At 70.8% G+C, this 17,298-nt stretch carries 18 protein-coding genes; 11 read left to right on the forward strand and 7 right to left on the reverse strand.

Annotation, left to right across the window (positions count from 1 at the left end; genetic code table 11):
- Both cysD and cysN read left to right on the forward strand, forming a co-directional pair.
- On the forward strand, nucleotides 1-789 hold a 789-nt coding region (gene cysD, locus VIL67_RS08170), incomplete at its 5' end, for a sulfate adenylyltransferase subunit CysD (protein WP_332048380.1).
- Nucleotides 789-2,693, forward strand: a complete 1,905-nt coding sequence (gene cysN / locus VIL67_RS08175) for a sulfate adenylyltransferase subunit CysN (protein ID WP_332048381.1) — start codon at nucleotides 789-791, stop codon at nucleotides 2,691-2,693. The genes cysD and cysN, both read left to right, overlap by 1 nt.
- Nucleotides 2,694-2,832: 139 nt before the next feature.
- On the opposite strand, the gene VIL67_RS08180 is transcribed toward cysN, so the two are convergent.
- The 3 genes from VIL67_RS08180 to VIL67_RS08190 are packed head-to-tail and all read right to left on the reverse strand — an operon-like array spanning nucleotide 2,833 to nucleotide 6,323.
- Nucleotides 2,833-3,807: an ornithine cyclodeaminase family protein gene (locus VIL67_RS08180; RefSeq protein ID WP_332048382.1), complete on the reverse strand. Its 975-nt coding sequence runs from the start codon at nucleotides 3,805-3,807 to the stop codon at nucleotides 2,833-2,835.
- Between the two features lies 1 nt (nucleotide 3,808).
- Nucleotides 3,809-4,972, reverse strand: coding sequence for a dipeptidase (locus VIL67_RS08185; RefSeq protein ID WP_332048383.1), 1,164 nt, complete (start codon nucleotides 4,970-4,972; stop codon nucleotides 3,809-3,811).
- On the reverse strand, nucleotides 4,965-6,323 hold the full coding sequence (locus tag VIL67_RS08190; RefSeq protein WP_332048384.1) for an amidohydrolase family protein: 1,359 nt from the start codon (nucleotides 6,321-6,323) through the stop codon (nucleotides 4,965-4,967). Before VIL67_RS08190 ends, VIL67_RS08185 begins: the two co-directional genes overlap by 8 nt.
- 290 nt (nucleotides 6,324-6,613) lie before the next feature.
- On the opposite strand from VIL67_RS08190, the gene VIL67_RS08195 reads away from it, so the two are divergent.
- Nucleotides 6,614-6,916: a hypothetical protein gene (locus tag VIL67_RS08195; protein ID WP_332048385.1), complete on the forward strand. Its 303-nt coding sequence runs from the start codon at nucleotides 6,614-6,616 to the stop codon at nucleotides 6,914-6,916.
- Entirely contained in the window at nucleotides 6,913-7,170 is a 258-nt protein-coding gene (locus tag VIL67_RS08200; RefSeq protein WP_332048386.1) for a hypothetical protein, read from the forward strand. Before VIL67_RS08195 ends, VIL67_RS08200 begins: the two co-directional genes overlap by 4 nt.
- Nucleotides 7,171-7,204: 34 nt before the next feature.
- Here VIL67_RS08200 and VIL67_RS08205 read toward each other — a convergent pair whose 3' ends face one another.
- The 3 genes from VIL67_RS08205 to VIL67_RS08215 all read right to left on the reverse strand — a co-directional run bounded on the left by VIL67_RS08205 (nucleotide 7,205) and on the right by VIL67_RS08215 (nucleotide 10,399).
- On the reverse strand, nucleotides 7,205-8,221 hold the full coding sequence (locus VIL67_RS08205) for a zinc-dependent alcohol dehydrogenase family protein (RefSeq protein WP_332048387.1): 1,017 nt from the start codon (nucleotides 8,219-8,221) through the stop codon (nucleotides 7,205-7,207).
- A gap of 79 nt (nucleotides 8,222-8,300) precedes the next feature.
- On the reverse strand, nucleotides 8,301-9,464 hold the full coding sequence (locus VIL67_RS08210) for an MFS transporter (RefSeq protein ID WP_332048388.1): 1,164 nt from the start codon (nucleotides 9,462-9,464) through the stop codon (nucleotides 8,301-8,303).
- A 56-nt stretch (nucleotides 9,465-9,520) separates the two neighbouring features.
- Entirely contained in the window at nucleotides 9,521-10,399 is an 879-nt protein-coding gene (locus tag VIL67_RS08215; protein ID WP_332048389.1) for an isoaspartyl peptidase/L-asparaginase family protein, read from the reverse strand.
- Nucleotides 10,400-10,592: 193 nt separating this feature from the next.
- On the opposite strand from VIL67_RS08215, the gene VIL67_RS08220 reads away from it, so the two are divergent.
- Genes VIL67_RS08220 through VIL67_RS08235 form a run of 4 tightly spaced genes read left to right on the forward strand, consistent with a single transcriptional unit; the run spans nucleotide 10,593 to nucleotide 13,643 of the window.
- Nucleotides 10,593-11,870, forward strand: coding sequence for an aminotransferase class III-fold pyridoxal phosphate-dependent enzyme (locus VIL67_RS08220; RefSeq protein WP_332048390.1), 1,278 nt, complete (start codon nucleotides 10,593-10,595; stop codon nucleotides 11,868-11,870).
- Complete coding sequence (locus VIL67_RS08225) at nucleotides 11,870-12,115, forward strand: hypothetical protein (protein WP_332048391.1); 246 nt, start codon at nucleotides 11,870-11,872, stop codon at nucleotides 12,113-12,115. Before VIL67_RS08220 ends, VIL67_RS08225 begins: the two co-directional genes overlap by 1 nt.
- The gene (locus VIL67_RS08230; protein ID WP_332048392.1) at nucleotides 12,112-13,299 is read left to right on the forward strand and encodes an amidase; all 1,188 of its coding nucleotides are present in this window, start codon (nucleotides 12,112-12,114) and stop codon (nucleotides 13,297-13,299) included. Before VIL67_RS08225 ends, VIL67_RS08230 begins: the two co-directional genes overlap by 4 nt.
- Complete coding sequence (locus tag VIL67_RS08235) at nucleotides 13,299-13,643, forward strand: DUF423 domain-containing protein (RefSeq protein WP_332048393.1); 345 nt, start codon at nucleotides 13,299-13,301, stop codon at nucleotides 13,641-13,643. Before VIL67_RS08230 ends, VIL67_RS08235 begins: the two co-directional genes overlap by 1 nt.
- On the opposite strand, the gene VIL67_RS08240 is transcribed toward VIL67_RS08235, so the two are convergent.
- Nucleotides 13,624-14,847, reverse strand: a complete 1,224-nt coding sequence (locus VIL67_RS08240) for a multidrug effflux MFS transporter (protein WP_332048394.1) — start codon at nucleotides 14,845-14,847, stop codon at nucleotides 13,624-13,626. The two genes, VIL67_RS08235 and VIL67_RS08240, sit on opposite strands and share 20 nt — an antisense overlap.
- Before the next feature lie 71 nt (nucleotides 14,848-14,918).
- Here VIL67_RS08240 and VIL67_RS08245 point away from each other — a divergent pair, with 71 nt between their 5' ends.
- The 3 genes from VIL67_RS08245 to VIL67_RS08255 are packed head-to-tail and all read left to right on the forward strand — an operon-like array spanning nucleotide 14,919 to nucleotide 17,295.
- Nucleotides 14,919-15,899 carry an alpha/beta fold hydrolase gene (locus VIL67_RS08245; RefSeq protein WP_332048395.1) on the forward strand — a complete coding sequence of 327 codons (981 nt, stop codon included), beginning with the start codon at nucleotides 14,919-14,921 and terminating at the stop codon, nucleotides 15,897-15,899.
- A gap of 9 nt (nucleotides 15,900-15,908) precedes the next feature.
- Nucleotides 15,909-16,901: a prolyl aminopeptidase gene (gene pip / locus VIL67_RS08250; RefSeq protein ID WP_332048396.1), complete on the forward strand. Its 993-nt coding sequence runs from the start codon at nucleotides 15,909-15,911 to the stop codon at nucleotides 16,899-16,901.
- A 10-nt stretch (nucleotides 16,902-16,911) separates the two neighbouring features.
- Complete coding sequence (locus VIL67_RS08255; RefSeq protein ID WP_332048397.1) at nucleotides 16,912-17,295, forward strand: nuclear transport factor 2 family protein; 384 nt, start codon at nucleotides 16,912-16,914, stop codon at nucleotides 17,293-17,295.
- Nucleotides 17,296-17,298 lie beyond the last annotated feature (3 nt).

A 17,298-nucleotide genomic window follows, 5' to 3' on the forward strand; every position in this document is an offset into this window, starting at 1 on the left:
GCCGTGATGCTGCATCTGGCGGCCAAGGCCTTCTATCCGTCCAAGCCGCCGTTCCCCCTGCTGCACGTGGACACCACCTGGAAGTTCCAGGCGATGTACGAGATGCGCGAGCGCATGGCCCGCGAGCTCGGCTTCGAGCTCCTGGTGCACAAGAACCCCGACGCGCTGGCCCGTGGCGTCAATCCGTTCGACCACGGCAGCGCGCTGCACACCGACCTTTGGAAGACCGAGGGGCTGAAGCAGGCGCTCGACAAGTACGGCTTCGACGCGGCCTTCGGCGGCGCCCGGCGCGACGAGGAGAAGTCCCGCGCCAAGGAGCGGATCTTCTCGTTCCGCTCGGCCCAGCACCGCTGGGACCCGAAGAACCAGCGGCCGGAGCTCTGGCGGCTCTACAACACCCGCAAGAACCCGGGCGAAAGCATCCGCGTCTTTCCGATCTCCAACTGGACCGAGCTGGACATCTGGCAATACATCCACCTGGAGAACATCCCCATCGTGCCGCTGTACTTCTCTGAGGAGCGGCCGGTGGTGGAGCGCGACGGCGCCCTGATCATGGTCGACGACGACCGCTTCCGCCTGAACCCGGGCGAGACCCCGCAGATGAAGTCGGTGCGCTTCCGAACCCTCGGCTGCTACCCGCTGACCGGGGCGGTGGAGAGCACCGCCGCGACCCTGCCCGAGATCATCCAGGAGATGTTGCTCACCACCACCAGCGAGCGCCAGGGCCGCAAGATCGACCACGACCAAGCCGCCTCCATGGAGAAGAAGAAGCAGGAGGGCTATTTCTGATGGCCCATCAATCCGCACTCATCGCCGAGGACATCGAGGCCTACCTCGAGGCCCACGAGCACAAGTCCCTGCTGCGCTTCCTCACCTGCGGTTCGGTGGACGACGGCAAGTCGACCCTGATCGGGCGGCTGCTCTACGACTCCAAGATGATCTTCGAGGACCAGCTGGCGGCCCTCGAAGCCGACTCCAAGAAGGTGGGCACCCAGGGCGGCGAGATCGACTTCGCCCTGCTGGTGGACGGCCTCGCCGCCGAGCGCGAGCAGGGCATCACCATCGATGTCGCCTACCGGTTCTTCTCCACCGACAAGCGCAAGTTCATTGTCGCCGACACGCCGGGCCACGAGCAGTACACCCGCAACATGGTCACCGGCGCATCCACCGCCGACGCCGCCATCATCCTGATCGACGCCCGCAAGGGCGTGCTCACCCAGACCCGCCGGCACAGCTACCTGGTCAGCCTGCTGGGCATCCGCCACGTGGTCCTGGCGATCAACAAGATGGACCTGGTCGGCTGGGACCAGGACCGCTTCGACGAGATCGTCGCCGACTACCGCGCCTTCGCCGAGCAGATCGGCCTGAAGGCCTTCACCGCCATCCCCATGTCGGCCCTGAAGGGCGACAACATCACCGAGCCGTCGGCCAACCTGGCCTGGTACGCCGGCCCGCCGCTGATGCGCTGGCTGGAGGAAGCCCCGGTCGAGGACGACCTGCAGGAAAAGCCCTTCCGCATGCCGGTCCAGTGGGTGAACCGGCCGAACCTCGACTTCCGCGGCTTCTCGGGCCTGATCGCCTCGGGCGTCGTGAAGCCCGGCGACCGGGTGAAGGCCCTGCCGTCCGGGCGCGAGAGCACGGTGGCCCGCATCGTGACGATGCGCGGCGACCTCGACCAGGCCGTCGCCGGCCAGTCGGTGACCCTGACGCTGGCCGACGAGATCGACGTCTCCCGCGGCGACGTGCTCGCCGCCTCGGGCGAGCCGCCGGCGGTGGCCGACCAGTTCGAGAGCACGGTGGTCTGGTTCGACGACGAGCCGATGCTGCCGGGGCGGCCGTACCTGATGAAGCTCGGCGCCCGCACCGTCTCGGCCCAGGTCACCGAGCCCAAGTACAAGGTCAATGTGAACACCCTGGAGCACCTGGCGGCCACCCGCCTGGAGCTCAACGAGATCGGGGTCTGCAACCTCGCCCTCGACGCCCCGATCGCCTTCGACCCCTACGCCGAGAACAAGGACCTCGGCGGCTTCATCCTCATCGACCGGATCTCCAACCGCACGGTCGGCGCGGGCATGCTGCATTTCGCGCTGCGCCGCAGCCAGAACATCCACTGGCAGGCGCTGGACGTGCACAAGGCCGCCCGCTCGGCCGCCAAGGGCCAGAAGGCCCGCGTGGTCTGGTTCACCGGGCTGTCGGGCGCGGGCAAGTCGACCATCGCCAACCTGGTGGAAAAGCGCCTGCACGCCGAGGGCCGCCACACCTACCTGCTGGACGGCGACAACGTCCGCCACGGCCTCAACAAGGACCTCGGCTTCACCGAGGAGGACCGGGTGGAGAACATCCGCCGCGTCGCCGAGGTGGCCAAGCTGATGGTCGACGCTGGCCTGATCGTGCTGGTGAGCTTCATCTCCCCCTTCCGGGCGGAGCGGCGCATGGCCCGCGAGCTGCTGGAGGACCGCGAGTTCGTGGAGGTGTTCGTCGACACCCCGCTGGCCGAGGCCGAGAAGCGCGACGTGAAGGGCCTCTACAAGAAGGCCCGCGCCGGCGAGCTCAAGAACTTCACCGGCATCGACAGCCCGTACGAACCGCCAGAGACCCCCGAGATCCGCATCGACACAACGTCGCTGACGCCGGAGGAGGCGGCCCAGAGGATCTTCGACGTGCTGGAGGCTGGCTTCCACCCCGGCATCTGACCGCTCAAGCTTTCGTGACGCGGCGGCCGGAACTGCCGCGCTTCGCGACTGTTAAGCCGCGGTCCGGCGAAGGTCGGTACGAAGCCCTCGAGTTGAAGCCCGGCGGTCACCGCATTCCGGCCGCCGGGCTTTTTCCTGCCTAAAACGCCACCTCGACGCCGAAGCCCAGGCTCCGCGCCTGCTCGGCGAGCCAGCCCGCGGCCGCAAGGTCCTGAACGATGCTGCCCAGGGACTTGTAGGCGGTGATGTCGCGCGGCGTGGTCCGGCCGACGAGGGCGCCATCCAGCACCTGGCCGATCTCGCCCAGCAGATGGTCCTCGCCCACAACGCCCGCGGCAAGCGCGTTCAGCCACTCCGCCCCCTGCAGGCGCACGCCCTGCTCATGGTCGGCGAAGAAGCGGCTGCGGGCGACAAGCTGGACATCGACCTCCGCGGGGCCGGCGCGGCTCGATCCCACCAGGTTCAGGTGCGCGCCGGGCGTGATCCACTCGCCAAGCAGCACGGGCTCCGCGGCCGCGGTGGTGGTGCAGACGAGGTCGGCTCCGTCCACCGCCTCTCGTGCGTCGGCGCAGGCCCGCACAGGCCGGCCGAGTTCGGATTCCAGGCGGGCGGCGAAGGCGGCGGCGCGCTCTGAGGAGCGGCCCCAGACCCGCACCTCCGAAACCTGGCGCACCTTGGTCATCGCATGAGCGTGGGTGTGCGCCTGTTCGCCGTAGCCGAGGATCGCCAGCGTCGCCGCTTCCGGCCGGGCCAGCGCGTCCGTCGCCACCGCCGAGGCCGCGGCCGTGCGGATCGCGGTCACCTCGCCGGCGTGCACCATGGCGGCCAGGGCGCCGCTGGCGGGGTCGAACACAGCCACCAGCCCCTGGTGCGACTGCAGCCCCTTCTCGAAGTTTTCGGGAAAGACGCTGATCAGCTTGGCCCCGAACACCGCGCCGGGCCCAAGCGCCCCAGGCATGACGCCGAAGGCGCGCCCGCCCTCGAGGTCGATGATCTGGCGCGGGATCTGCCGGGTCACGTCGCGAGACAGGGCGACCATCGCCTCGCGCACGAGGGGAATGCAGGCCTCGTAGGTCAGGTGCGTCCGGACCGCCTCGCGGCTGATGACGATCACCTCAGCCTCCCCAGACGTCGCGGGCGTAGCGCACGAAATTGCCGCCGAGGATCTTCTCGATGCGTGCGGTCGAATGCCCCCTCGCCTTCAGCCGCCCGGCGAGGTCGAAGAACTGGGTGGGGCCGCGAAGATCCACGGCGAAGGGATAGGTCTCCGGCCCCTCGCCCGGCGCCCCGATGCCGCGCGCCTTGCGGTCGGCCACTTCCTTGGCCAGGGCCGCCTTGTAGCCGTCCAGGTCGTCGATCTGGGTGATCGGCCCGTCGGTGCCGAGGCCCACGGCGTCTTCGCCGCAGACATTCACCGCATGTTCGATGTGCCGGACCACGTCGGCCGCCCTGACCTTCCCCTCGGCGTTGAGGAACGGCATGAAATAGATGCCGACGAAGCCGCCCTTCTGGGCCACCCGCCGCAGCTCGAGGTCGGTCTTGTTGCGCGGCAGGTCGACGAGCGCCCGGCAACCGGTGTGATTGATCGAGATCGGCTGGGCGGACGCCTCGATGGCGTCCAGGCACGTCCGCTCGCCGCTGTGGCTGAGGTCGACCATGATCCGGTTGGCGTTCAGCCGCGCCACCACCTCTCGCCCGAACGGCGTCAGCCCCCGGTTCTGAGGCGCCGTCGCCCCGTCGCCGAGGGGGTTGGCGGGATTGTAGGTCAGCTGGACGACCCGCACGCCGAGGTCGGCGAAGACGTCCACCCGTTCCAGGTTCCGCCCCACCTGCACGGCGTTCTGGAAGCCGTAGATCAGCCCGATCTTGCGCTCGCGCTTGGCCCGCAGGATGTCCGCGGCGTTCAGCACCTTCAGCAGGTGAGCGCCGTGGTCGCGCACCATGCGGTCATAGCGGGCGATGTCGGAAACGGTCACCTCGAAGGGGTCTCCCTCGCCCGCGACGTAGCCGATCGTGCAGTTCACGGCCGTCACCCCGGACGCCCGTGCGTCGGCGAGCGTGCGGGCGTCGAGCCGCAGCGACCTTCGCGCCCCGCGCGAGACATTGCTCTCGGCCCCCTCGTCCTGGATGTTCGGGTTGTCGAGCCCGCCCAGGGCGTTGACGATCACCGCATCCTTCCACGGCCGCGGATCGACGGCCGCGACCGCCGGCGTTCCAAGCGCGGCCCCGACGGCCGCCAGCACCGCGCGCCGGCTGACGCCGTCCTTGCCGTCACTCATGCTCGATCCCCTCCGCTTCGCTGATCGGGCGGTAGTCCACCCGACGGAACACCTGCCCACGCTTCACCGTGAAGGCGACGGTGCGCAGGGCGCCGACGTCTTTCGACGGGTCCTTGGTCACGAACACCAGATTGGCCAGCTTGCGCGGCGCTACCGTGCCCATCTCGGCCTCGCGGCCCAGCGTCTTCGCCGCCACCAGGGTCGCCGAGCGGATGACCTGCAGCGGCGGCATCCCCGCCTTGCCAGCCAGCAGCTCCAGCTCCTCGTGCAGGGAAGGATAGGCCTCGCGCCAGTCGGTGTCGCCGTCCGTGCCGGTGGAGATCTCCACGCCCCGGCGGAAGGCGTGCGACGTCAGCCGGTAGGCGGTGTCGGCGCTGCAGCGCGGCGGCCGGCCCTTGGGATTGGCCTTCCAGCGCTTCTCGCCCTCGGCATAGACCCGCACGGTCGCATCCAGGACGACGCCCTTGGCCTTCATGGCGTCGAACAGGGCGGCCATCTGCGGATGGTCGCCGCGACCGAGCCTGGCCTCGTCCACCGGCGTAGGGTCCTGGTAGCTGGCCGGCATCTTCTCGGACACCTGGTAGGCGATCGGGCAGACGTGGGAGCTGACGTCGACGCCGGCGTCGATGACGTCCCGGGGGCTGGCCGGGAACACCGCCGAGTGCGCCCAGACCCGCATCCCCTGCCGATGCGCCTCGGCGGTGATCCGCTTGACCAGCTCGCCCGGCAGGTTCGCGTAGATCTTGATCGCCGTGGCGTAGGTGCCGCGCGCCATGGCCACCGCCAGCGGCAGGTCCGTCGTCTCGTCGATCGCCTGCATCCAGGGGACCTTGCCCGGCGTGTCGCCACGGCTCACCGCGAGGGTTCGGGGATCGGTGAAGAAGCTCGGCCCCGCCATCAGGGCGGCGAAATAGACGTCCGGTGCGGGGATTTCGCCGACACGGGCCCGCCGCTGCAGCTCCGCCACAGACCGGGTGTCGTCGGCCATGTCGCGAACGGCGGTGACGCCGCTGTAGAGCTGGCGGCGCATCAGCGCCTCGGCCCGGGGCGGGTTCGGCGGCGTCGCCATGTGCACGTGGGTGTCGATCAGGCCGGGCAGGACGAACAGCCCCCGGGCGTCCACCGTCTCTGCCTCGGCCGGCAGGGACATGGCGGTCAGCGACCCGACCGCGGCGATCCGCTCGCCCTCGACGACGATAGCCTGCTCCGGGCGCGGCGGCGCGCCCGTGCCGTCGATCAGGGTCGCGCCCTGGTAGATCACCACCTTGGCCGCCGGCTCGGCCGCCCCGGCGCCGTGGGCCGCGCAGATCGCCAGCGCCGCCGCCCACGCCTCCAATCGCCGCCATGCCATGCTCGCGCCCCCCGCTTTGTTCGGCTTTATGGCCCCAGTCGGCCCGCTTCGGAAAGGCGGGCCGCGGCCACGGTTGGCAAGCCGATGCGGATCGCCTATGCAAGCGGCATGCGCCGCGTCACCGCCACCGCGATGATGATGATTACCACCCGCCATATCGGACGGGGGCGATCCCGCGCGGCCTGACGAACCGCACGATCGGATGACCAGCAACCCCGCTCCGGCCAGGAGACGGGGTTTTTTCATGACCAGCGCGCTCCGGCCGGGACCACCCGGAAGGAGACCTGACCATGACCCACCCCCTGCCCCTCGCGGACGTCGAGGCCGCCACGCGCCGCTTCATCGAGGATCTCGCGCCCGCGCGCGCCCATCGCGTGGAGGCGAAAGTGGCGGGCGCCTCCGGCATGCCGGTGCTCTGCGCCGTGGAAGCCGGCCTCGCCGAGGCCCTGCCTGAACGCGCCGCCCAGGAGCTGGTCTGGCTGACCGGCGCGCCGGCGGACGGCGTCCATCGCCTGACGCTCTGCGCCTGGGGCGACGGGAACGAGCTGCTCGCCCAGGCCGCCCACGAATTCGCGCCGGGGTCTGCGCCATGAGCCGCTCGCTTCCGCCGGCGCCCGCCCTGCTGCGTTTGAGGTTGGCGCCCGAGCCCGGCGCGCTCACCCGCGTGCTTGGGGTCGTTCAGACCAGCCAGGCCCATCTGCGATCGGTCAGCCACGTGGACGTGGGCGCCTGCGCCTGGTCGCTGCTGGAGGTGGAGGGGCTGGAGCCGGCCCGGGCCGAGCTGCTCGCCCGCCGCCTGGCCGACCTGCCCTGTGTAGAGGCGCTGTCGCGCGTGGCGACGGCATGACCCGCTGTCCTGCTCAGGCGGCGGCCGGCCGGCGTCAGAACTCCAGCACGATCTTCCCGAAGTGCTCGCCCGCCTGCATGGCGCGGAAGGCCGCCTGCGCCTCGGTGAAGGGGAACACCTTGTCGACCACCGGGCGGATGCCGTGCAGCTCGATCGCCCGGCACATGGCCTCGAACATGTCGCGCGAGCCGACAAACACGCCCTGCAGCTTGGCGGCGTTGCCGATCAGGGCCGCCGGGTTGAAGCCGGAGCCGGCGCCCGCCACCACCCCGATGATCGAGATGTGGCCGCCGATCCGCACCGCCCTCATGCTCTGCTCGATGGTGCCGCCGCCGCCCACCTCCATGATGAAGTCGGCGCCGCGCCCGCCGGTCACCTCGCGCACCGGCTTCGCCCAGTCCGGGGTGTCGCGGTAGTTCACCAGGTGATCGGCGCCCATGCCGCGGGCGCGCTCCAGCTTGGCGTTCGAGGAGGAGGTGATCAGGGTCCGGTAGCCCGCCGCGTGCGCGAACTGTAGGCCGAAGATGGACACGCCGCCGGTGCCCTGCAGGACCACGGTGTCGCCGGGCCGCAGATCGCCGTCCTCGAACAGCGCCCGCCAGGCGGTAAGCGCTGCGCACGGCAGGGTGGCGACCTCCTGGTCGGTGAGGAACTCGGGGACCTTCGAGAGCCCCTGCTCGCTGAACGTGGCCAGTTCCCGCCCGGCTCCCGGGATCGGGTGGCCCAGCGCCGTCAACGCCTTCTCGAGGGTGGGCGGCCCCGAGATCCAGCCCTGGAAGAACATGGTGGCCACCCGGTCGCCCGGCCGGAAGCGGGTCACGCCCTCGCCGACGGCCTCGACGATCCCGCAGCCGTCGGAAAAGGGGGTGATCGAGCCGCTCGTAGGGCCGGCCCGGCCGTACATCCCCTGGATCATCAGCAGGTCGCGGTAGTTCAGCGACACGGCCCGCATGCGCACCAGCACCTCGCCCGGGCCAGGGCTCGGATCGGCCGCTTCGACCACCTGGACCTGGTCGATCCCCCACGGCTCCGCCACCCGCAACGCTCGCATGCCTGTCCGTCTCCTCCTGGATCTGCGCCGGATTAGGCGCGCCGGAGGTCCCTGGGGCAAGGCTCACCCCACGTCAGATCTAGGCTGGATCCAGGCGGCGCATGCCGAACAGCCGGAAGGCCCCGATCGTGCCGGCCAGCGCCATCGCCCCCATCAGCAGGTAGCCGGCCGCCCCGTGGCGATCGAACAGCCACCCCGACGCCATGGTGGCCAGGCCGGAGAGCAGCCCCGCCGAAAGCGCCGAGTTGATGGCCTGCCCCGCCGAGGCGTTCTTCGGCGTCGAGAGCGCCTGGACCAGCTGCAGCGAGGCGATGAAGGTGGCGGCGTAGCTCAGCGCGTGCAGCGCCTGCAGGGGGAATAGCGCCCACAGGGGCGGCGAGCTGGCCAGGATCGTCCAGCGCACCACCGCTGCAGCCCCGCCGAGCGCCAGCAGCCGCCGGGGTCCCAGCCTGCGCCGCCAGGGCTCGAGGAACCACAGGAAGACGATCTCCACCGTCACCCCGACGGCCCAGAGCACGCCCGTCATGTCCTCCGGGATGCCTTGCCGCCGCCACGTCAGGGCGGAGAAGGAATAGTAGAAGGCGTGCGCCGACTGGATCAGGCCCGCCGACATCACCGCGGTCATGAACACCCGGTCCGCCAGCAGGCCCTTCAGCCCCGCCATGCGCTCGGCGAAGCCCGGGGTTGGGCCGCCCTCGTGCACCTCGTCAGGCGGCAGCAAGAGCCGCGCCCCCAGGCTGGCGGCGGCCGCGGCCGCCACCATCCAGACCAGCACCAGCTCGGGCGAGCCGCGGGCCACCAGCCAGCCCACCACCAGGTTGGCCACGATGAACGCCGCCGAGCCGATGCCGCGCGGCCATCCGTAGTTGAAGCCGTCCTGCTGCGCCCGGCGCAGCACGATGACGTCGGTCAGCGGCGACAGCGTCGAGAACATTGATGAGGCGGCGAACCACACCACCGCCCACCAGGCGAAGCCGAACGGCAGGGCCATCAGGGCGAAGAGGCCGGTGATCACCGCCCCCATCAGGATCAGCGCCGTCCGCCGCAGCCGGAAGCTGTCGGCCCAGATCGCCAGCAGCGGGGCGGTGAACGCCCGGGCCAGCATCGGCAGCGACAGGATCAGGCCGATCTGCGCGCCGCTCAGCCCCCGATGTTCGAACCACACCGGCAGGTAGGGCGAGCTCGCGCCCGTCCCGATGAAGATGGCCCCGTAGAAGAGCCCCATGCGGACCGCCGGCGACATGGGCGTCTCCTAGCGGGAGTCGGACCGAGCGGTCCCGCCCCGGTTCGTGCGCCAGCTCAGCTCAGGCGCGAGCCGCCGCCCCCAGCGCCCTCCAGCCCGGCGATCTCCACCCGGGCCTCGGCGCCGGCGCTGGCCCAACCGACGGCGAACTGGGTGGCGTTGAAGGCCCAGCCGATGCGCCCCTGCGGATCGAGGGCGATCAGGCCGGCCTCGCCGCTCACCCGGTCGAGGCGCTTCAACGCCGCCTCCACGGCGGCCTGGGGCTCCGCCCCGTCCTCCAGCGCCTGGATCACCCGCGCGGCCAGCGTGGTGCGTGCGATCCGCTCCCCTTCCCCGGTGGCCGAGATGCCGCCGACCCGGCTGTCCGCGTAGAAGCCGCAGCCCGGCAGGGGCGAGTCCCCGATCCGGCCCACCGGCGCGCCCTTCAGCCCGCCGGTGGAGGTGGCCGCCGCGATGGCGCCGTTGGAATCCAGCGCCACGCATCCGACCGTGTCGCAGCCCGCGGCGTGCGGGTCCGGACGCGGTGGGATGTCGGCGAGCTCCACACCCTGCGCCAGGGCGAACTGCTGGGCGCCCTCCCCGGCCAGCAGCACCTCTTCCTGGCCGAGCAGGGCGCGGGCGATGGACACGGGGTTGGCGACCTTCTGCAGGGCGCAGACGGCGCCGATGTCGAGCGTCTCGCCGTCCATGATCGAGGCGTCCATCTCCACCCGTCCGTCCGCCTTGCCGACCGCGCCGTGGCCGGCGTTGAAGATCGGGTCGTCCTCCATGGACCGGACCGCGGCCTCCACGGCGTCGAGCGCCGATCCGCCCGACCGCAACGCCTCCGCCGCGGCCCGCACCGCCGCCGAGATGCCTCGCCGGTTTGCCTCAACCTCCTCGGGCCGGATCGGCTTGCAGCCCCCGTGCACCACCACCGCCCATTGGCCCGCCATGGCGTTCTCCTGTGCCTTACTCAGTCTGACCCAACCGGTGCGAGGACCGCCCGTTCCGGCGCCCCTCGAAAGGCAAGCCCACCGCGGTATTCCTTGGTCGCGGACGGGATCCGGGTTTACCGTTCGCGGGCGGCCCAAGCCCCCGCGTCTTTCCGACGCCACGAGGGGAGAAGCGCCGCGGGGGAGGTCTGGGATGACAGGCGCGAACAGCCGGGACCGCGAGCTGCGCGAGCGGGCGGAGGCGGTGATCCCGGGCGGCATGTACGGCCATCAATCCGTGGCCCTGCTGCCCGACGACTACCCGCAGTTCTTCGCCCGCGGGGAAGGCGCCCACCTCTGGGACGTGGATGGCCGCCGCTACCTCGACCTGATGTGCGCTTACGGGCCGAACCTGTTCGGCTACGCTAATCCCGAGATCGACGCGGCCTATGTCCGCCAGCTGGGTCTGGGCGACACCCTCACCGGCCCCACGCCCCTCATGGTGGAGCTGGCCGAGGCGCTGGTCGGCATGGTCGGCCACGCCGACTGGGCGATGTTCTGCAAGAACGGCACGGACGCCACGTCCATGGCCCTTGTGGTCGCCCGCGCGCATACCCGGCGCAAGACGGTCGTCCGCGCCAAGGGCGCCTACCACGGGGCCGCCGCTTGGTGCACGCCAAGGCCCGCGGGCGTTGTCGACAGCGATCGGGCCCACCAGCTGTTCTGCGACTACAACGACGTCGCCAGCCTCGAGGCGGCCGTGGCCCAGGCCGGCGACGACCTCGCCTGCATCTTCGCCGCCCCCTTCCGGCACGACGCCTTCGTCGACCAGGCCGACCCCGATCCCGCCTATGCGCGGCGCGCGCGCGAGCTGTGCGACGCCACCGGCGCCCTCCTGGTGGTGGACGAGGTGCGCGCGGGGTTCCGCCTGACGCGCGACGTGTCCTGGAGCCGCATCGGGGTGCAGCCCGACCTCTCCTCCTGGGGCAAGTGCCTGGCCAACGGCCATGCGCTCTCGGCCCTGCTCGGCGGGGACAAGGCTCGCGCCGCCGCGGCCTCGGTCTATGTCACCGGCTCCTTCTGGTACGAGGCCGCCCCCATGGCCGCCGCGCTCGAGACCCTGCGGTTGATCCGCGAGACCGACTACCTGGAGCGCATCACGGCGCTCGGCGCGCGGCTGCGCGATGGCCTTGCCGAGCGGGCGGCGGCGGCCGGGTTCGGTTTCCGGCAGACAGGGCCGGCGACCATGCCCCTCTTCCTGTTCGACGAGGATCCGGACCTGCGCAAGGGCTTCTGCTTCGCCTCCGAGATGCTGGCCCGCGGCGTCTATGTGCATCCCTGGCACAACATGTTCCTGTGCGCGGCCATGACCGAGGCCGACATCGAGGCCGCCCTCGACGCTGCCGAGGGCGCCTTCGGCGCACTCAAGCGTCAGGCCGGCGGTCTCCCGCCCGTCGACAAGCTCGCCTTCCTTTCCGCCGGAGCCCGCTGATGCCCAAGATGACGACCTTTTCCGAGTACGACGGCCTGGGCCTGGCCGAGCTGGTGGCGAAGAAGGCGGTGACGCCGGGCGAACTCGTCGAGGCCGCCATCGAGCGGATGGAGGAGCACAATCCCGTCCTCAACGCGGTGGTCTACAAGGCTTATGACGAGGCGCGCGAGGCGGCGTCCGGACCTCTGCCGGACGGCCCGTTCAAGGGCATCCCGTTCCTGATCAAGGATCTCGGGGCCAGGTGAAGGGCTGGCCGCGCACCTCCGGCAGCCTGTTCGCCCAGGTGGCTGCGGACGTCGAGGACAGCGAGCTCGTCCGCCGCTATCGCGAGGCGGGCGTGGTCCTGCTCGGCAAGACCAATACGCCGGAATTCGGCATCCCCGGCGTGACCAATTCCGAGCGTCTGGGCTTCTGCCGCAATCCCTGGAACCCCGACCACATCTCTGGCGGCTCGTCCGGCGGGGCGGCCTCCGCGACCGCCGCGGGGATCGTCCCCATGGCCCACGCGAGCGACGGGCTGGGCTCGATCCGCATCCCGGCGGCGTGCTGCGGCCTGTTCGGCATGAAGGTCACCCGCGATCGGACGCCCATCTGCGAGGTCTCCGACGGCGCCCTGGGCTTCTCCGTGCACCACGTGGTCACCCGCACGGTGCGCGACAGCGCCGCCATGCTCGACGCCACCGACGGGCCGCAGGCCAACGATCCGTTCCAGGCGCCCGCCAAGGCCGGTCCTTACCTCGCCGAACTGGAGCGGAGCCCCGGGCGGCTCCGCATCGCCTGGTCCGCCGAGACCCCCAGCGGCCGCCCGATCCCCGACGAGATGATGCAGGCCCTGCTGAGGACGGTGGACCTGCTGAAGGGGCTCGGCCACGAGCTTGTCGAGCGGGGGCTGGGCGTCGACTACCGCATCCTCTACCGCGCCCAGGGCTTCGCCAGCGCGTCCAACTTCTCGGCCAATGTCCAGCGCTGGGTCGAGGCGCTCGGCCGCGAGCCGGAGGACGGCGAACTCGGGCTGCTGGCCCGCCGTGGCTACGAGGCCGGCAAGCGGGTGACCGGCCAGCAGGCGTTCTGGGGTTTCCAGCAGCTGCGCTTGATGAACCGGCAGATCCTCGCCGCCTTCGAAGACTTCGATGTCTACCTGTCGCCGGTCATGGCCACGCCCGCGCCACGCACGGACTGGCTCGACCCGCTGATGGAGGACATCCGGGAGTTCGATCGGCGGCAGGCGGCGACCTACCCCTACACCCCGCCCTTCAACTTCACCGGGCAGCCTTCGATGTCGGTGCCGCTCTGGCAATCGGCGGACGGCCTGCCGATCGGGATGATGTTCTCCGGCCGCTTTGCCGACGAGGCCACCCTCTTCCGCCTCGCCGCCCAGCTGGAGAAGGAAGCGCCGTGGAAAGACCGGCGGCCGCAGGTGTGGGGCTGATGAACGCCTGGCTCGGGGTCGCCTCAATCCTCGGCCTCGCCTGCGTCGGCTTCGGGGCGTTCGGCGCCCACGGGGTCGCCGATCCCAAGGCGCAGGAGTGGCTGCGCACGGGCGCCCTCTACGGCTTCGTCCACGTGCTGGCGGTGTTCGCCGCGGCATGGCTGGGCGCCCGGCTTGCGCCGCCGGTCTTCCTGGCCGGCGTGGTGCTGTTCTCGGGCTCGCTATTCGCCATGGCCCTCGGGGGCCCGCGCATGCTGGGAGCCGTCACCCCATTGGGCGGCCTCGCCTTCATGGTCGGCTGGGCGATCCTCGCCTGGACGGCGTTCAGGCCGGCGGCGACCTAGGCAGGGCGAGCAGCCGCAGGACGCTGGCCGAGCCGATGAGGGCGACCAGCATGACCACGGCCATCGGCCGCGGCGTGCCATCGTGCAGCAGCCCGGCCAGGGCGGAAGCGAGCGCCCCCACTGCGAAGGAGGCCCCGCCCAGCAGGGCCGAGATCGAGCCGGCGCGCCTCGGATCCACGTTGAGCGCGCCCGCCATGGTGTTGCCCTGCATGAACCCGTAGCTGGCCAGCGTCAGGAAGAGCAGCGGCAGCACGCTCCAGCGCTCGCCGATCCCCGTCACCGCCGCGACGGTCAGCAGGGCCGCGAAGCTCGCCGCGGCGAGGCTCGCCCGGGCCAGCACCTGGTCAGGCGTCATCCTGCGCAAGAGCAGGCGGTTCACCTGGTTGGCGCCGATGACCCCGACCGCGTTGAGGCCGAAGATCAGGCCGAACATCGACGCGGGGATCCCATAGGCGCCGATCAGCAGATCCGGGGACGAGGCGATGTAGGTGAACAGGGTCGCGCCGTTCAGCGCCCCCGCCAGGCCGTAGCCGACCAGTCGGCGCTGCCGCAGCAGGGCGCCGTAGGCCTGGAACGGGTTTTCGGACCGCGCCTGGCGGTAGGTCTCATCGGACCGGCTCTCGGCGAGCCGCACCAGGGTGGCGAGGCCGACCAGCACGCCGAACACCAGCATGAACCAGAAGTTCAGCGGCCAGCCGCCCAGGCCGAGGAGTGCGCCGCCCAGCAGCGGCGCCAGGATCGGCGCCAGCCCCATGATCAGCATCAGCAGGCTGAGCATGCGCGCCGTCTCGGTGTGGTCGAAGCGGTCCCGGACGATCGCGCGCGCCACGACACCGCCGGCGCAGGCCCCGAGGGCCTGGACGAAGCGGGCGGCGATCAGCACCTGCGGGCTCGTGGCCAGGGCGCAGACCGCCGAGGCCCCGATGAAGATCGCCACGCCCAGCAGGATCGGCGCCCTGCGACCGAAGCGGTCCGAGGCAGGCCCGTAGAAGAACTGGCCCACGGCCATGCCCAGCAGGAAGGCCGAGACCGTGGTCTGCGCCTGACCAGGTGACGCCCGAAGGTCCTGGGCGATCGCCGGCAGGCTCGGCAGGTACATGTCGATCGCCAGCGGCCCCATGGCGGTCAGCGAGCCCAGCAGGACCACCAGCCCCCAGGGGGTTGTGGCGGGGCGGGTCTGCGGTTCGGGGATGGCTGACGTCACGAAACCTTGCCTACTGTCTCCGCGCCGCCGTCGCCAGCCGGTTCGGGGGACATCCAACAGGAGGCCCAAAGATGTCGTCGCTCGAGACCATGATGCCGCCCGTCCAGCGTGCGCAGGTGAACGGCGTCGAGATCGCCTACTACGAAGCCGGTCCGCGGAAGGGCGTTCCGGTTGTGCTGTGCCACGGCTTCCCCGAGCTGGCCTTCTCGTGGCGCCATCAGATCCGGGCGCTCGCCGACGCGGGGCGGTGGGTGATCGCGCCGGACCAGCGGGGCTATGGGCTGTCATCCACCCCAGCCGGCGTCGAGGCCTATGGCATCGAGCAGCTGACCGGCGACCTGGCCGGGCTGCTCGACCATCTTGGCGTGGAGAAGGCCATCTTCTGCGGCCATGACTGGGGCGGCATCGTCGTGTGGCAGATGCCGCTGCTGCATCCGCAGCGCGTGGCCGGTGTGATCGGCCTCAATACGCCCTTCCTGCCCCGGGCGCCGGCCGACCCGATCGCCATCTTCCGCCATCGTTTCGGGCCGGACATGTACATCGTCTGGTTCCAGACGTCTGACGAGCCCGAGGCGGTGCTCGGCGCGGATGTCCGCAAGACGATGCGCTTCTTCATGCGCAAGCCGCGCGGGCTCCAGGCGGCTGCCGAGCCGGCCGAGGGCGGCTCGACCTTCGCCTTCCGCGATCTGTTGCGGGCGTGGGACGACAGCGACCATGGCGCGCAGCTGCTCACGCCGGACGAACTGGCCGTCTTCGTCGAGGCCTTCGAGCGCACCGGCTTCGCCGGCCCGATCAACTGGTACCGCAATTTCACGCGGAACTGGGAGCGGGCCGAGGGCCTTCCTCAGCGCGTGGACGGCGTGCCCTGTCTGATGATCACCGCCGAGCTCGACGCGGTGCTCACGCCCGAGATGGCTGAGCCCATGAAGACCCTCGTCGGAGACCTGGCGATGCACATGGTCCGCGGCTCCGGCCACTGGACGCAGCAGGAGAAGCCGGAGGAGGTCAACCGGCTGATCCTCGACTGGATGGACCGGCGCTTCCCGAAGTAGAAGGGTCGCATGGAACGCAGCACGCCCCCGCCCGCCGTCTCCGGCTCCGCCAACCGGCGCGGACTGTTCCCCGAGAGCGAGCCGTTCAATGCCGGCTGGCTGCCGACCGGCGGCGCCCACGAGATCTATTTCGAGGAATGCGGCAAGCGCGACGGCAAGCCCTGCGTGATCCTGCACGGCGGCCCAGGCGGGGCGATCAATCCGACCATGCGGCGGTTCTTCGATCCGGCGAAGTGGCGGATGGCGCTCTTCGACCAGCGTGGCTGCGGCCGCTCGCGGCCGAACGCCAGCCTCGACGAGAACACCACCTGGACGCTCATCGAGGACATCGAGCGGCTGCGCGAGCACCTCGGAATCGAGAAGTGGTCCGTGTTCGGCGGCTCCTGGGGCTCCACCCTGGCGCTGGCCTACGCCATCACCCACCCCGACCGGGTGGAGAGCCTGGTGCTGCGCGGCGTCTTCCTGCTGACCGAGCGCGAGCTGCGCTGGTTCTACCAGGACGGCGCCTCCTTCCTGTTCCCCGACGCCTGGGAGCGGTTCTGCAAGCCGATCCCGCACGCCGAGCGCGGCGACATGATCGCCGCCTACCACAAGCGGCTGACCCACCCGGACCGGCGCGTTCAGGCCGAGGCCGCCGCCGCCTGGAGCCAGTGGGAAGGCGACACCATCTCCATCCGTGGTCCCGAGGCGCGGCCCTCGAAGTTCAATGAGATCGACTTCGCCATCGCCTTCGCCCGCATCGAGTGCCACTTCTTCGCCAACGGCGGCTTCTTCCCGAACGACGGCTGGATCGTGGAGAACGTCGGCCGCATCCGTCGAATTCCCGGCTGGATCGTGCAGGGACGGTTCGACGTGGTGACTCCCATGGAGGCCGCCTGGAAGCTGAAGACCGCCTGGCCGGAAGCGCGGTTCGAGGTGGTCTGGGACGCCGGTCACGCCTCCACCGAACCGGGCATCGTCGACGCCCTAGTCCGGGCCACCGACCAAGCCTTCTCCGTCTAGCCGGCAGGCCATGAGCCGCGCCACGATCGTCCGGGCTTACCTGAAGGCCATCGAACTCCGGAAGGACGTGCTCGGCTTCTACGCTGACGACATTGTCCAGGAGGAGTTCCCCAACCTGCTGGCGCCCGCCGGCGCGACGCGAACCCTGGCCGACCTGAAGGCCGCCAACGCGCGGGGCCAGGACGTCCTGCGCTCGGAGAGCTACGAGATCGTCAGCCTCGTGGAGCAGGCCGAGGTGATCGCCTGCGAGATCGTCTGGAAGGGCGTGCTGGCGATCCCGCTCCGGACGCTGAAGCCTGGCGACACCATGCAGGCGCGCTTCGCCGTCTTCTTCGAGTTCGACGGCGACAAGATCCGCCGGCAACGCAACTACGACTGCTTCGAGCCCTTCTGAGCG

It is taken from the genome of Phenylobacterium sp. (assembly GCF_036563385.1).
Classification (GTDB): domain Bacteria; phylum Pseudomonadota; class Alphaproteobacteria; order Caulobacterales; family Caulobacteraceae; genus Phenylobacterium.

Coding starts and splice junctions, on each gene's coding strand:
- cysN (WP_332048381.1), top strand. CDS start 789: ATGGCCCATCAATCCGCACTCATCGCCGAGGACATCGAGGCCTACCTC.
- VIL67_RS08185 (WP_332048383.1), bottom strand. CDS start 4,972: ATGAGTGACGGCAAGGACGGCGTCAGCCGGCGCGCGGTGCTGGCGGCC.
- VIL67_RS08190 (WP_332048384.1), bottom strand. CDS start 6,323: ATGGCATGGCGGCGATTGGAGGCGTGGGCGGCGGCGCTGGCGATCTGC.
- VIL67_RS08195 (WP_332048385.1), top strand. CDS start 6,614: ATGACCCACCCCCTGCCCCTCGCGGACGTCGAGGCCGCCACGCGCCGC.
- VIL67_RS08200 (WP_332048386.1), top strand. CDS start 6,913: ATGAGCCGCTCGCTTCCGCCGGCGCCCGCCCTGCTGCGTTTGAGGTTG.
- VIL67_RS08205 (WP_332048387.1), bottom strand. CDS start 8,221: ATGCGAGCGTTGCGGGTGGCGGAGCCGTGGGGGATCGACCAGGTCCAG.
- VIL67_RS08210 (WP_332048388.1), bottom strand. CDS start 9,464: ATGTCGCCGGCGGTCCGCATGGGGCTCTTCTACGGGGCCATCTTCATC.
- VIL67_RS08215 (WP_332048389.1), bottom strand. CDS start 10,399: ATGGCGGGCCAATGGGCGGTGGTGGTGCACGGGGGCTGCAAGCCGATC.
- VIL67_RS08220 (WP_332048390.1), top strand. CDS start 10,593: ATGACAGGCGCGAACAGCCGGGACCGCGAGCTGCGCGAGCGGGCGGAG.
- VIL67_RS08225 (WP_332048391.1), top strand. CDS start 11,870: ATGCCCAAGATGACGACCTTTTCCGAGTACGACGGCCTGGGCCTGGCC.
- VIL67_RS08235 (WP_332048393.1), top strand. CDS start 13,299: ATGAACGCCTGGCTCGGGGTCGCCTCAATCCTCGGCCTCGCCTGCGTC.
- VIL67_RS08245 (WP_332048395.1), top strand. CDS start 14,919: ATGTCGTCGCTCGAGACCATGATGCCGCCCGTCCAGCGTGCGCAGGTG.
- pip (WP_332048396.1), top strand. CDS start 15,909: ATGGAACGCAGCACGCCCCCGCCCGCCGTCTCCGGCTCCGCCAACCGG.
- VIL67_RS08255 (WP_332048397.1), top strand. CDS start 16,912: ATGAGCCGCGCCACGATCGTCCGGGCTTACCTGAAGGCCATCGAACTC.